The organism is Bacillus sp. RC240 (assembly GCF_044907945.1).
Classification (GTDB): Bacteria; Bacillota; Bacilli; order Bacillales; family Bacillaceae_G; genus Bacillus_A; species Bacillus_A mycoides.
The window spans coordinates 226,285-240,594 of the sequence record NZ_JBIYCT010000001.1 but is presented as its reverse complement, the minus strand read 5'-3'; the positions used below and the strand labels follow the sequence as shown (position 1 = coordinate 240,594).

Here is a 14,310-nt window from a genome sequence, read left to right as displayed (position 1 = left end):
TAATCAGTGGGGATTTTGTTCATCCCCCACTGATTATTAGTTGAACCAATCGGGCGTTTACGGGCAGTTGATCTCACACCTAACTTCTTCGCTCCACCTGAATTTTGAGGTGGGAATTTTACTGCCCGTTAATGCGGGATAAATTCAATCAGTTCACTGTAAAATTTCGCCAATTACCGTTATATCTCCTGCATACTACATATATAATATGGAATGTACTTTTAATCTTGTAGCTCTATCCATTCATCACGCAATATCCCCATGATCATACGATCAAAACACTTCCCATCCCTTTGAACCGCTTCTCTCATACACCCTTCCATCTGAAAACCCATCTTTTTATACAACGCAATGGCAGCTTTATTATACGAAATAACATCGAGGCCGATGCGGTGTAGATTCATTTCATAGAAAGCATACTTTAGAATAATATGTATCGCTTCTTTCCCATATCGCTTCCCTCTATCATTTGCATCTCCTATACCAATTGCTAATAGACCTGTTCTGTTATTCCACTCTATGCCATGAATCGCCACAAAACCAATTAAGCGCTCATCTTGAACTGTCCTTAACATGAAAGAAACACTATTCGATCTCCGTCCCTTTAATAGTCCATCACTTGCTATTTCTTGTAACGATTGCGGGAACGCTAAGTCTGTATCTACATTTCTTAAATACTCACTATCCTCTTGCCACATAGCCATTACTTCAGCATCTGCTTCTCTAATAGCTGATAATTTAATAGTTTTATTTTGAAAAAGATTCATCGTCATTTCAAACTCCCCCTTTTTTAAATAGCGGGGATAATTATTTTAGCCTATTTATCCCGCATTAACGGGCAGTAAGACTCCCACCTCAAAATTCAGCTGGAGCGAAGAAGTTAGGTGGGAGATCAACTGCCCGTAAACGCCCGATTGGTGAAGGCTAATAATCACTGGGGGATGAACAAAACCCCCACTGATTAAAGTTTCACTTTATCCCCTTGTTCCATAAACTGTTTTTTTAACGGGATACTTACAATAAGCGCTGACATTGGCACATCTCCCTTGCATTGAATTAACTTCATTGTATAATTTTTCATTTATTCTAACAATAACAACAATAAAAAGGCCCTCCAAATTTAGAGGGCCTTTCCTAATAGTAAAACTGTATTATTTCGTAAACATTTTCTCCGCTTCATCCATTGCCATTTTGTTGCCTAAAGCAGAATAGTCAAGCCATGGTTGGTCATTGATAATGTATACGTGCTTACCTTTAACAGCTTTTAAGTCTTTCCAAATTGGTGTTTCTTGTAATTGTTTAAATGCAGCTTTTGCCTTATCATCTCTGTTTACAACAACGAAAATCGCATCTGCATCAAAGTCAGGTAATACTTCTTGTGAAATGACTTCGAAAGGACGGTTTCCATCAATTTTCTCTACACCATTTGCAGGTTGTAATCCTAAGTCTTGGAATAAAATTGGTCCCATCGGTCTTTTCGTACTAAAGACACGCAATTCTTTTGCAGTCACGCGAATTGCCATTACTTTTTCGTTATTACCTAGCTCTTTATCTATTAAACTTTTCACTCGTTTTGATTGTTCTTCATAGTCTTGAATATATTTATCCGCTTCCTTCTCACGGTTTACAAGTTTACCTACTTCTTTTAAATGATCTCTCCACGTACCTTCATCTAAATTGAAAGAATGTGTTGTTGCAATTTTTTCGTATTTCGCTAAATCTTTGCCAGCATATTTTTCATCAACATAAATGTCAGTTGGCTTTAATTGAAGTAATGCCTCCATATTTGGATCTGTTACAACACCCAGTTTCTTCGTATCTTTCAACTGCTCTTTTGCGTGTGGTAAGAAATCTTTTAAATCTCCACCAATAACAGAACCTACTGGTGTAATTCCTAATGCAAGTAAATCATTTGTTAAGTGAATAGACATTGAAGCAATTTTTGGGTCATTACTTTTTTCCGTTTTTTTAGTTGCCTCTTCATTAGGTTTCGATTGACCACATGCTGCTAATACTAAAATACACATAATGCTAAATAAAATGGAAAGTTTCTTTTTCATATGTTCTCCTCTTTGAAGTATTTATTTTGTTTTTGTAAGTAAATAAAGAAAATACGGCGCTCCTAAAGCAGCTACTACTACACCCGCTGGAATAGAATTTGGCTCAAATAAAGAGCGCCCTATCGTATCTGCGAGTACTAAAATAATCATTCCAATAATGCCAGCTAACGGAAGGAAATGTTGATATGTACTACCTACTAACTTTCTTGCGATATGCGGAGAAACTAAGCCGATAAAGCCAATTCCCCCTGCCATCGATACACTTGCACAAGACAATCCTACCGCTGTAGCTAAAAGCAGTAAACGTTCTTTTTGAACAGAAACACCAAGTCCTGCTGCTACACTATCACCTAGTGACAATGCATTTAATGTTTTAGATTTCAGCCATGCATACGGGGTTAGTATCAAAATCCACGGTAATAATGCTAGCACATGAATCCAGTCTCTTCCCCACACATTACCAACTAACCATCTAGAAGCGAATGTATACGTCTCATCATTTAACTTGAGCGAGAAAAATAACGAAAGTGCACTAAAACCAGCTGAAACTGCAATACCAACAAGAATAAGTCTAATGGGAAGTAAACCTTTTGACCGATCACTCGCAAGCAAAACAATAAGAAATGCAGCTAACACTCCTCCGCCAAATGTAAATAACGGTATTAAAATCGATGCACTCTCGTTAATAGAATGAAAGAGAGTAACGAATACAATAAGCCCGAAAGATGCACCCGAATGTAATCCGAGAATACCAGGATCTGCGAGCGCATTACGAGATAGCCCTTGCAAAATCGCACCGGAAACCCCAAGGCCAATACCTGCTAACATTGTAATAATTATTCTTGGCATACGATAATCGTACAGGACTGTCGCACTCTCAAAATCACCATAACCAAAAAGCGTTTGAATTACTTTGAGTGGTGCAATGCTCAGCGTCCCCGTATTTAAGCTAATCAAAATTACAGCGATACTCAAACATCCAAAAATTGTAGTTACAGTAATAGCTCTCTTTTTATCCGTGCTAAAAAGATCCTTCACTTATAACTCCCTCCCAACTTTACGTGCTATATAAAGGAAGAACGGAACTCCAACAAGAGCTACCATAATTCCTATCGCAAGTTCTTTAGGAGGATTTACTGTTCTTGCTCCTAAATCAGCTAAAACTAATAACATAGCTCCTAATAATGCTGACATAGGAATAATAAGCCGATAATTAACACCTACTAATTTTCTAGCAATGTGCGGAATGACAAGTCCTACAAATCCAATGGAACCAACAGCTGAAACAGACACACCTGCAAGAATGACTACTATAATCATCCCAAGCATTCTCGTTCGGTTCGTTTTTACTCCTAAATTCGTAGCAACATCATCACCCATCGATATGAGTGAAATAGATCTCCCTAACGTTGTCGCAAAAACAATTGTTACGAGAATAATAGGCACTAAAAATTTCAAGTGTTCCCACTTAACCCCCGCAACACCACCAGCATACCAAAATGCTAAATCTTGGCTTAAGTCATAATAAATCGCGACACCTGAACTTAACGAATGTAAAAGCGCGGCCATAACTGCCCCTGCAATCGTTAACCTCATCGGCGTTAAACCGCCTGATGTTGCTGATCCAATAATAAAAATGAGTACTGTACTTAAAACTGCTCCAATAAAGGAGACAATCATTAAATAGGAATACGGCATATGCGGGAAAAAAGCAAAACTAAGTGCTACTACAAACATCGCACCTGCATTTATTCCGAGTACACCTGCATCAGCTAAAGGATTTCGTGTTACCCCTTGCATAACAGCTCCAGCGACTGCAAAAGCAGCTCCTACAACTGCTGCGCCAATTACCCTTGGGAGCCTTAATTCATAAATAATTTGATGCTGTGTTAATTTCGGATTATAATCAAAAACCGCTGCCCACACCGTTTGCAAATGAATATCCTTTGCCCCGAATGCAATAGCTAAAAATATAGATCCGATTAAACATAAAATTGTTAAGCTCATGAAACATACGAACTTAATATGTATCCAGCGATTATTGCCAGCATGTACAGTAGACTTATGTAACATGTTTCATTTCATCCTTTATATTCAGTTCTTTTTTATAATTATTTTTTATTTATAATCATTATTGATAATAATTATCATTTTCATTTAGATATTATATCCCCACTTTTTTTAAATAGCAAACTATTTTTTTACTTTGTTAAACTATCAAAATACTTATTACAATTCCCTTCTAAAACTTCCAAATACATGCAAAATGACGTACTGTTTTATTTTCAAATTTGTAATATACTAAGTTATTATTTTGATTTTTCAAATAAAAACCCTGAAGGTGAAAACATGTTTTATGTAAAACAACTACTCTATTTTACTTATGAACAAGCATTATCCTGTTTGTTCCCTGTCGTTATTTTTTTAACACTTGCTCTTTCAAAAATCATTTCGATTCCAGGGCTGTACCGATATGATTTCATACTCATCGTATGTCTTCTTATGCAGTGGATTATGTACAAGACTGGTCTTGAAACGAAAGACGAACTAAAAGTAATTACTGTCTTCCACCTCATCGGCCTTTTACTAGAAATATATAAAGTACATTTCGGTTCATGGAGTTATCCTGAAGAGGCGTATTCAAAAGTTTTCGGAGTTCCGCTTTACAGCGGTTTTATGTATGCGAGTGTCGCAAGTTACATATGCCAAGCGTGGAGAAGATTGCATTTACAAATGCATCATTGGCCGAAAGCTATTTTTGCAATACCTCTAGGAGCAATGATTTACTTTAATTTTTTTACACATCATTTTCTATATGACTTTAGATGGGTATTAACTTTAATTTTATTCATTGTTTTCTTTCGCACATTTGTGGAATTTTCATTACGAGGCGTTACATATAAAATGCCGCTCGTACTCTCATTTTTCCTTATCGGATTCTTTATTTGGATTGCAGAAAACATCGCTACCTTCTTCGGAGCATGGCAATATCCAAATCAACGGGAAACATGGAGCCTCGTTCACTTAAGCAAAATTAGCTCATGGTTTTTACTCGTTGTTATTAGCATTATGATTGTTACACAACTCAAACATTTTAAGCAGTCAAAAAGATAATGCTAATTATGTAAAAACATTAAAATAACAACTTATCTTCCTTACCCAATAAAAAAATCCACTCTGTAAAAACAGTTAGCCCATCACTCATTAGAGAGTGATGGGCCTTTTTTATTAATATTTTTTAAACCGTTCTCATCAAAGAGGTTATAGGTTCATCATAATTTACAAGCGCATAAGCAGTTACACATTATGAACTAGTACTAGCAGAAGAGGTTGCTGCAGATGAAGCGGCAATCGTTGCTATCATAGCTGCTTGTTGTGCTTGTATGAGGACTTCTATCATTGTTTGTAAACCTGCGTTGGTAGCTTTACTTTCCTCACCTTTCTGACTTACGAACAGTTGAATAGCAATAAGAATATTCGTATCTGTATGCCAACGGAAAAATTTCTCCCCTTGCAATTTTTCAATCAACGCTTTAATAGAATGAATCTCTTTTTCTCCATCCTCAAGTAACGCTAGTAGCCCGATAGCTGGATAATGCATCTGTTTCACTTTTACCTTTTCTTGTTTTAACAAATTCCATATGTTTGTACATGTTGCAACTAACATTTCTTCACGGACATCCTTCTTTAGTGAGAGGATATGACTTAAAAACTGAAGATCATTCCCTTTACGCAAACCAGCTTTCGCTAGTTTCTGATAAAGACGTTCTACCCGGTCCATAAGTGTTTCTACATTCTCTGATTGTCCTGCTAATAAAACCGCGAGTGGATAATCATTTGTACCTGTAAGAAAAAGATGATCCTCTTTCATCCGTTTATATACTTGCATCGAACGCTGAATGTGCGTGCCATGCTGTTCATTTTCTTCTGTTAAAAGCACAGCTGCTGCGAGATAAGTAAATATACTCCGGCTAAAGCCACCAGCGACCAATTGTTCATATAAATCTAAAAACCTCCGAAAAGCTTCCTTGTAATCTGTAAAGTGAATATCTAATGTTGCGGCCACCACAAAGCGATGATAAGACTTTAAGTATGAAAACATCCCTACCTGATTCTTAATATAACTACTAATTTCTAAAAAACGTCCGAGATCAAACAGTTTATCACTACCTGCATACATAGCAGCAATCATCATACCTGTTCGAGAATCACTTGTTTTCCATTTTAGTTCTCCCTTTAACTGTGCATATGTATGTGTGTATTGCTCCAACTTTTGTTCCAATGTAATCATAGTATTCCCCCATTTTCTAGTTCCTCTCTTTTATTATACGTATATTCCATATTTAGGAATACCCTATTTCATACAGATTTTGCAACCTTATACTTTCTTCTGTATTATTTTCAATATTTTTCTATTAAGTAATACAAAAAAAATAATAACTACCATAAAACTTAGGATGTTTCTTTATCCTAATTGGTTGGTTTTCTTTCCTTCTTCATCAGCATCACGATGATTAGCGTTCATAATCCTTAATCCTTCAAGAAGTTCAACAACAAAAAAGGATAGATAATAAATTATCTACCCTTTTTTGTCTATATATTATTTAACATTACACCTGTATTGTGAAAAATAAGGTTGTAATTACTTACACCTCAATTTTGACAAAACATCTGTGATTTCGTTTTTTATATGCAATTAAACTTTACCAAAAACTAAAAAGCCTTAATAATTCGTTCCATCGCCTTCATTTGCCCAATATGATCTGCTTCATGATACAACATCATACCGTAAAGCTCTCCAACTGTTTCCAACCCTAAAAATGGCTCTGGAAGTTTATTTTCAAATGCTTCTGCTGGAATTTCTTGAATGCGCTTCGCTTGTTCTTTTAATTGAACCGTTAGCACTTCTAATGATGGTCCTTCTGTTTTCCATTTAGATGGTCTTGATCCATACCCGAACATACCTGGATATTCAGTTGGTAATTGTTTAAATTCTCTTCCAAACATGAAAGTTTCTGCTGCCGTTAACACGTGACCGATATGCCAGCGAATTGTATTGTTAAAGCCCTCCGGCTGCGTATCCGCAGTTTTATCATCAAGCGTCTCCATAAATTCAAGTAATGCCCCACGCGTTATTTCAAATTGTTTTAAACCAATTATTCTATTCATTTTATCGTCCCCTTTTTTATGTACAATTTATTATGAGCTAAGAATGTTCTACTTATTAAAGTTTCACCTTGTTTAATCTATCAGAAACAATTAAAAAACACATCTAATATGCTTACTGAAAACAATAAAAAAGGACCACTCCTCATAAATATAGAAATACTTACTGCACAAATATTACAGTAAACAAAAGAGGAGTGTAATTACATGTTAGATGTTTTAAAACAACAATATAATCTTATTAGTTCTACAAGGGAAAATCTATTTACATTTTTGGAAGAAATCCCACAAGAAAAATTGCACAGTACGGTTCCTAACTTCGGAAGTCGCAGCATTATAAAAACACATATTCATGTAGCCGATTGCTATCGATACTGGCTTGGATCATTCGCATTTAAACAAAAACGAGCAGATTTTTCATTTGCTAGCGACTACGAAATTGAGCATGCAGATGTCGAAACAGTTCGTGCTAGATTTAAGTTAGTAGATGAAACTGTACAACGATTTTTAGATGCATACAATGACCGTTGGCTCAAAATATAGCAAATGAAGTGAAATGGCAAAAAGAACCTTGGAGCACAACTCCGCTATGGCTTTTAACCCATGCGGAAACACATGAATTTCATCATAAAGGCCAAATTGTATCAATGACTCGTCACCTTGGATATACTCCTCCTGACACAGACCTTAGTTAATTCAATTGTTCTAACAAATGAATTACTATAACTGTCCTTAGCATTGTTTATGTATATTGAAAGGCTCTTCATTCTTTTTGATGTTGTTTATAGTTTTGCAAATTTTTTTGCGGCACAAACTTGTATTATATTTTAATTATGTTTGTGTCGTGTTCTTATTAATTAGTTTCATATCCATAAAAAATATATTAATATGTTTCCTTTTATTATTTCAGTTACCTAATCAATAAGAGGTTCTTTCTTTTTATTATGACTTTATACACGATAAATACGAAAATTCCGAAAATAAAAGTTGGAAATGCTGGTAACACTTTATCATTTGGCACGTACACAGTCCAAAAAGAATTAAGAAGCGCATGAAAAATTAGACACATAAAAATACTTTTAGTTGTGTTAATAATTGTAGTTAATAAGAAAGATACAGCAATTGTCGTAATTATAAAGGCTATAAAATCCCTTTGAGTTTGATTCGTACCTGGAATAAACCATAACGGCCAGTGCCAAATAGCCCATATAACGCTCACAATAACCGTACTAAAAAATGCCGAAAACCTTTTCTGAAGGGCAGGTTGTAAGAACCCTCTCCATCCGATTTCTTCAAGACCGCCACCAATAATCATTATTGGAAAACTAAGTAATGCCACGTATAATGGTTTTTGCATCGTTGCTCCACCAAATATCGTTGGAAGATAACAGCTAATAAAAGCTAGAACAACGATTAGAACATACCATACAAAGTAATGCCTAGGATTAACAATATTTTTAATAAACACTCTGAACTCTTCTTTTGATCCATATTTTTTCTTTAAACTAATTGCAATGATTGATGGCATGATCCCTCCGAAAACAAATAATATCATCGCTAACGGTGTACCAAATGTCGTAATGTTTAATTTTATTAAGCTAATTAATAGCCCCCATAGTATCCATGTAAATATAAAAGTGCGTATTACATATCGTTTAATCTCATTCCCCATTTACTTGCCTCCTTTATTTTAATTAGAGCATAAATTTAGAGATATGAAAATCACTTATGCTAAATTATTCCAAAACATTAAAGGAACCTCCCTACTCTATCAGGCTTTTCTGGATAGGCCGACTCCTACCTACTTTGCTTCGGTCAAGGTTCGAAGTTGGAGTCTCACTATCCGTTAATACGGGATAAACAAACAAAAAGAAGGAGCATGTTTTGAGAACCAATCAAAACATGCTCTTGTAAAGTGACAATAACGTTATTTAAGTCTTGTTTAACTACGGTGCAAATTAGTGGGAAAGGCTTATTTTCCACTAAAAATATTTATAAAAAATTCATGTTCATTTAAAAGTGGAATGAAAAGCAATAATAATAGTATTATCAAAAAACTTGTTGATACATTTTTTTGTGTATAAAACTTTTATTATTTGTTTTAGGTATACCATACCATTATAAAATTCATGTAACATCAAAGTAAGATACCTACTTTTCAAACAATACACAAAATAAAACTCTTCTTCAATGTATATCAAAAATATTTATATACTCTATCACCAACCTTAAGGAGAAATTTATAATGAGATTAGAGAGTGAAAGAATTTATTTAAGGCCCCTTTGTGAGCTAGATGTGCCCATTATATTAGAAAGTACAATGGATGAAGAAATAAGATATATGACTGGAACCAAGCCTACTTTTTCATTGGAGCAAATTAAAGCACATATAGATAATATAAATAATGATTCAAATCGCTATGATTTCGCTATTTGTTTAAACAGCACTGACGAAATGATTGGAGAGTTATCGATTTTAGATATCGATGAGGAGAACCAAAGAGCTGGATTCAGAATATCTATGCTTTCTATTTCATTAACAGGGAAAGGCTACGGAACTGAAGCTATGAAAATAGTTTTAAGATTTGTTTTTGAACAACTCACATTCAATCGTTTACAGTTAGAAGTATTTAGCCATAATTTACGTGGAATTAGAGCTTATGAAAAGGTTGGGTTTGTAAAAGAAGGAACCTTACCTCAATCCTTATTTTATAATGATACGTACTCGGATGAAATTATTATGGCAATACTTAAAAATGATTATAAAAATATGCTATAAAGAACCGATACTTGTTTCATCCAAGTATCGGTTCTCTCTATACAAAAGTGCCATTTTTTCTTACATATAAAACAAATATTTCTCCACTTAATTCCTTGCAAAAGACTCCCTCGTTACCTCAATAAATTGCTGTAACGGCGATGTCATCCATTTATCTTTATGCCAAGCGATTTGCGTATAGATCGGAGTGATTGTATTCTTTAAGACTAATTCCTTTATCGTTCCCTCTCGTATATCTTTTTCTACTACTATTGCTGGCAAAATTGCTATACCTAAATCGGCAATGACACATTGTTTAATTGCCTCAACACTAACAAATTCGATCTTATTTGCTGGGTATACATCTTCTGCGCGAAATAGCTCTTCAAATAAAGTCCGATACGAGCAACCTAGTTCTGTTAGTAAAAGTGTTTCGCTTTCTAAATCTTTTGTAGAAACGGAAGGTTGTTCAAGTAAACGATGCGTAGGAGCAGCTACTACTTTTAATTCTTCTTTCATAAGTGGCTCCACATGTAAAACATCCTCTGTTTTACATTCGTCCAAAATAAATACAAGATCTACTTTCCCCTCCATCAATTGCTCTTTCGCATCTTTATTGGAATGCGCAGGTTTAAATATAAGTTTTATTTGAGGAAATTGTGCTTTAAATTTCTTTAATATAGATGGAAGCCTATATGTACATTGACTTTCTTGTGCACCGATTATTAACGTACCCGCTATTTCCTCATCATCTTTCACAGCCATTTTTGCTTCGTTACTAAGCGCAATCATCTTATCGGCATATAGTTGAAACTTCTTTCCTGCTTCAGTTAAGAAAAGACGTTTTCCTAATCTCTCAAATAACGGCGTACCGAGCTCAGCCTCTAACGTTTTAATTTGCGCTGTCACGCTCGACTGAGCAAAATTCAATTTCTTCGCAGTTTGTGTAAAATTTAAGCTTTCTGCAGCCACTTTAAATGTAATTAATTGTTTTATCTCCATTTATCATCCCTCTTTTCAATCGATATTACCGATTGATTCCATCGAAATAATCTTCTTTTTCTATTGATAGTTGTATTGTATGATAAAGAACATCTACAAACAATATAAATGGAGGTATTCCATATGAAAGCACTTTGTTTCGAACAGTTCGGAAATGCTGATGTACTACAATATAAAGAAATACCTGATCCAATTATAAATCCAAATGAAATTCTTGTTCGCATGCAAGCAATCGGTTTAAATTTCGCTGATATTTATAGACGCCGCGGCGATTATCATCTCGCTGGTAACCCGCCTTATATATTAGGTTATGAAGGCGCTGGTATTGTTGAAAAAGTAGGAGCTAACGTTACTACTATCAATCCCGGAGACCACATTGCATTTGCTGACGTTCCATTCTCAAATGCAGAATTAGTTGCCGTTCCATCTGAAAAAGCAATTACACTTCCAGATTCTATTTCTTTTGAAACAGCCGCTTCTGTCTTATTGCAAGGTCTAACAGCACATTATTTAACGAAAGATAGCTATCAAATAAAACAAGGTGATATAGCTTTAGTACATGCCGCAGCTGGTGGCGTTGGTCAACTTCTCGTTCAAATGATTAAACTACTGGGCGGAACAGTAATCGGTCTTACATCATCAAAAGGAAAAGCACAAGTAGCTACGTTAGCTGGTGCTAATCACGTATTTTTATATACTGAAGCATGGCATACGAAAGTACTTGAAATAACTAATGGTACCGGAGTAAATGTTGTGTATGAATCAGTAGGTTCTACTTTAGAAGAAAGTTTTAAAGCTACTAAAGTTGGTGGTACCGTTGTATTCTATGGAATGGCTGGCGGTAATCCCGCACCTGTAGATCCACGTATGCTTATGGATACTTCAAAAACTTTAACTGGCGGAGACCTTTGGAACGTTCTTACTACGTATGAAGAACGCAAGCAGCGCTCTACTCAATTATTTGATTGGATCACTGCAGGAGAATTAAATATCGCGAGTCCAACTACATTCGCTTTACAAGATGGTGCTCTTGCGCATGAATTATTAGAGAGCCGTAAAAGTACTGGGAAGATTTTATTAATCCCGTAATCGTTCCACTTAAAAAAAGAAAAGATAAGCATATAAAAGAGCATCGATTCCGATGCTCTTTTATTATGGAATTTTATTAGTTTCTTTTTATTCCAGTAATTTTCGGCTCATCATATGAAATAATGTCGATTATATGGTTCAAACAAGGAATTTGATAGTGAACGAACTGCTCTTCAGGAAATATAAATTCAGCAATTGTTCCTGTTTTAATGAAATCCAAATATCTTGATTTTGAGTAAATCCTAAAAATTCTACCTTCTGAAATTTCGTAATCATCCATTACAGTAAACGATTCATTAGTAATGGAGTAAGCAACATACGTTTCAAAATCCAATTGCACAATTGGCAGATTGTTATCAACATCAATGGATGATGCTTCTATTTCCACCTCACCTGTAATTTTCATGAGTCCCTTAGTTTTGTTAACTTTGCACCTATCAATAAGTACCCTCAGTGAATTCCCTTCAGGTTCAATCAATTTGTTTAAATATATATATCCTTTAAATTCCATCAAATCTTGAAAATCCATTATTCCCCCCCATTTTGAAAATCTATCTGAAACAGTTGCGAGTCTCTTTACATTACTGCTCAAACAAGATTTTATACACCTATTCTAATCAACTGTAACATAAATCATTGTGCACTCTGACTTTATGTTGAAAGTGGTACTGTTTTTGGTACAAAATCAACGAAATATGATTTAAATCAATAAAAAAAGACCCTTCCGCTTATGCGAAAAGGCATACGATCTTATTTGTTATGTTGAGTAAAACTCACCCTAAAGAGATCTCGTTAAGATCTTTCTAGCTTCTTTTTCTTATTTCTATTTGAGATTTAATTATATTTCCACACTTTCTTTTCCTTTTTCAACATAACTCATATCCCCAACTGATTCGACTGTGTACTTCCCATCTTGATATACAATCTTCGTCACACTTGCATTTTCCACTCCAAGTTTTGTTTTGGCACTGTCTAACATTTCTATTAAGGCAGTAATCAAAAGCCCATGAACGACAACTAAAACGTTGCCACCTCCATTTTTAGCAGCTTCTTCACTAATTTTATCAATCTCTGTTTTTATCCGAGTAGAAAATAATTCCCAATCTTCCGCCTGTTTCGTAGGGTCTGCTGCTCTAATAAGATTAATCACTTCTTGAATAGAAAACTTCATGAGTTCTTCTGGAGATGCAACGCCCGCAGCTTTCCCAACCACATCCCACATATTTTCAAGTTTTTCACCTTCAAAAATACCAAAATTTAATTCTCGTAAATCTTTTCTTTTCTCAAGTTTCAATTTTGATTGCTCACTATATTTTAATACTAAATTAGCAGTTTCAATCGCTCGACCGCTATCACTACTATACGCATTCGCAAAATGAATATCTTTTAATCCCGTTCCCAAATTAGAGGCAACTTCCACACCTTTTTCTACTAACGGAGAGTCTGCCCAACCTTGCGCGCGATGATTCGTATTTAATATTGTTTTACCATGTCTTGTAACATATAACGTAACTACATTCTCATTGCTATCTGTTTCTCGATTCTTCATCATATTCTCTCCCTTTACATTTCTATATCAATTTTACCATCTCAATTATTCATTGAGCAAAATATACGTAAGTAGATCTGCTTAATAAAAAAAGCTATCTTTCTGTATATTCCTACAAAAAGATAGCATCTTTTATGATTACATTTCTTAATCGATTCTCCTACTCAGCAAAAGCACTCGAATATTGTACAACTCCTTCTACACCTTGAAGAGCATTCTCTCTTAACTCCATCACCATAAACACTTCATCTGGCACTTCAAATGGTGCTTTTATATTCCAATCACTTGCTTTTTTAAATCCAAATTTCGGATAGTACTCTGGATGTCCTAATACCACAACAGATTCATATCCTAGTTCTTTCGCTTTTTCTAAAGCAGCTACGATAAGTTTTCCGCCAATTCCTTTTTTCTGATGGCCCCTAGCAACGGATACTGGTGCAAGTGCTAATGATTCTACAGAAGTTCCGTCTTGTTCTATCTTAATTTTTGATAACATAATATGCCCGACTATTTCCTCATCTACTGCAACGATTGATAATTCAGGAATAAACGCGTCACATTCTCTAATACGTTTTACAAGTTCATGTTCCTTTTTATCACTAAATTCTTCATTTGAAAATGCTTGTTTTACAACTTCTTCAGTTTTACTACAATCATTTTGTTGTTCTTGTCTAATCGTTACCATT

Annotated in this window: 13 protein-coding genes and 2 pseudogenes; 4 read left to right on the top strand and 11 right to left on the bottom strand. The window is 34.9% G+C overall.

Going from position 1 to position 14,310, the window contains the following annotated elements:
- Positions 1-221 precede the first annotated feature (221 nt).
- The 4 genes from ABH955_RS01155 to ABH955_RS01140 all read right to left on the bottom strand — a co-directional run bounded on the left by ABH955_RS01155 (position 222) and on the right by ABH955_RS01140 (position 4,133).
- Positions 222-773: a GNAT family N-acetyltransferase gene (locus ABH955_RS01155; protein ID WP_404456692.1), complete on the bottom strand. Its 552-nt coding sequence runs from the start codon at positions 771-773 to the stop codon at positions 222-224.
- 378 nt (positions 774-1,151) lie between these two features.
- Positions 1,152-2,060, bottom strand: coding sequence for an iron-hydroxamate ABC transporter substrate-binding protein (locus ABH955_RS01150; protein ID WP_390187993.1), 909 nt, complete (start codon positions 2,058-2,060; stop codon positions 1,152-1,154).
- A 21-nt stretch (positions 2,061-2,081) separates the two neighbouring features.
- Positions 2,082-3,098, bottom strand: coding sequence for a FecCD family ABC transporter permease (locus ABH955_RS01145; protein WP_404444191.1), 1,017 nt, complete (start codon positions 3,096-3,098; stop codon positions 2,082-2,084).
- On the bottom strand, positions 3,099-4,133 hold the full coding sequence (locus ABH955_RS01140) for a FecCD family ABC transporter permease (protein WP_404444188.1): 1,035 nt from the start codon (positions 4,131-4,133) through the stop codon (positions 3,099-3,101). It abuts the gene before it with no gap.
- Positions 4,134-4,409: 276 nt separating this feature from the next.
- Here ABH955_RS01140 and ABH955_RS01135 point away from each other — a divergent pair, with 276 nt between their 5' ends.
- Positions 4,410-5,174: a DUF817 domain-containing protein gene (locus ABH955_RS01135; RefSeq protein ID WP_033708377.1), complete on the top strand. Its 765-nt coding sequence runs from the start codon at positions 4,410-4,412 to the stop codon at positions 5,172-5,174.
- 190 nt (positions 5,175-5,364) lie between these two features.
- Here the strand turns inward: ABH955_RS01135 and ABH955_RS01130 are convergent.
- Positions 5,365-6,401 (bottom strand): annotated as a pseudogene (locus ABH955_RS01130) (DUF4003 domain-containing protein).
- A 372-nt stretch (positions 6,402-6,773) separates the two neighbouring features.
- Positions 6,774-7,229, bottom strand: a complete 456-nt coding sequence (locus tag ABH955_RS01125) for a DinB family protein (RefSeq protein ID WP_404444184.1) — start codon at positions 7,227-7,229, stop codon at positions 6,774-6,776.
- Positions 7,230-7,433: 204 nt separating this feature from the next.
- Here ABH955_RS01125 and ABH955_RS01120 point away from each other — a divergent pair.
- Positions 7,434-7,921: pseudogene (locus ABH955_RS01120) on the top strand (DinB family protein).
- A gap of 215 nt (positions 7,922-8,136) precedes the next feature.
- Here the strand turns inward: ABH955_RS01120 and ABH955_RS01115 are convergent.
- Entirely contained in the window at positions 8,137-8,898 is a 762-nt protein-coding gene (locus tag ABH955_RS01115) for a CPBP family intramembrane glutamic endopeptidase (RefSeq protein WP_404490810.1), read from the bottom strand.
- A gap of 573 nt (positions 8,899-9,471) precedes the next feature.
- Between ABH955_RS01115 and ABH955_RS01110 the strand changes: the two genes are divergently transcribed.
- The gene (locus ABH955_RS01110; protein WP_404456684.1) at positions 9,472-10,005 is read left to right on the top strand and encodes a GNAT family N-acetyltransferase; all 534 of its coding nucleotides are present in this window, start codon (positions 9,472-9,474) and stop codon (positions 10,003-10,005) included.
- Positions 10,006-10,092: 87 nt separating this feature from the next.
- On the opposite strand, the gene ABH955_RS01105 is transcribed toward ABH955_RS01110, so the two are convergent.
- Entirely contained in the window at positions 10,093-10,986 is an 894-nt protein-coding gene (locus ABH955_RS01105) for a LysR family transcriptional regulator (RefSeq protein ID WP_404456681.1), read from the bottom strand.
- 123 nt (positions 10,987-11,109) lie between these two features.
- On the opposite strand from ABH955_RS01105, the gene ABH955_RS01100 reads away from it, so the two are divergent.
- Positions 11,110-12,075 (top strand): quinone oxidoreductase family protein, encoded by a 966-nt coding sequence (locus ABH955_RS01100; RefSeq protein ID WP_404490809.1) that lies wholly within the window; start codon positions 11,110-11,112, stop codon positions 12,073-12,075.
- Between the two features lie 76 nt (positions 12,076-12,151).
- Here the strand turns inward: ABH955_RS01100 and ABH955_RS01095 are convergent, their stop codons facing one another.
- The 3 genes from ABH955_RS01095 to ABH955_RS01085 all read right to left on the bottom strand — a co-directional run bounded on the left by ABH955_RS01095 (position 12,152) and on the right by ABH955_RS01085 (position 14,309).
- A complete protein-coding gene (locus ABH955_RS01095; protein WP_404444168.1) occupies positions 12,152-12,604 on the bottom strand; it encodes a hypothetical protein in 453 nt (150 codons plus the stop codon).
- Between the two features lie 309 nt (positions 12,605-12,913).
- Entirely contained in the window at positions 12,914-13,624 is a 711-nt protein-coding gene (locus ABH955_RS01090) for a histidine phosphatase family protein (RefSeq protein WP_404444165.1), read from the bottom strand.
- A gap of 160 nt (positions 13,625-13,784) precedes the next feature.
- Positions 13,785-14,309 carry a GNAT family N-acetyltransferase gene (locus ABH955_RS01085; RefSeq protein ID WP_002137597.1) on the bottom strand — a complete coding sequence of 175 codons (525 nt, stop codon included), beginning with the start codon at positions 14,307-14,309 and terminating at the stop codon, positions 13,785-13,787.
- Position 14,310 lies beyond the last annotated feature (1 nt).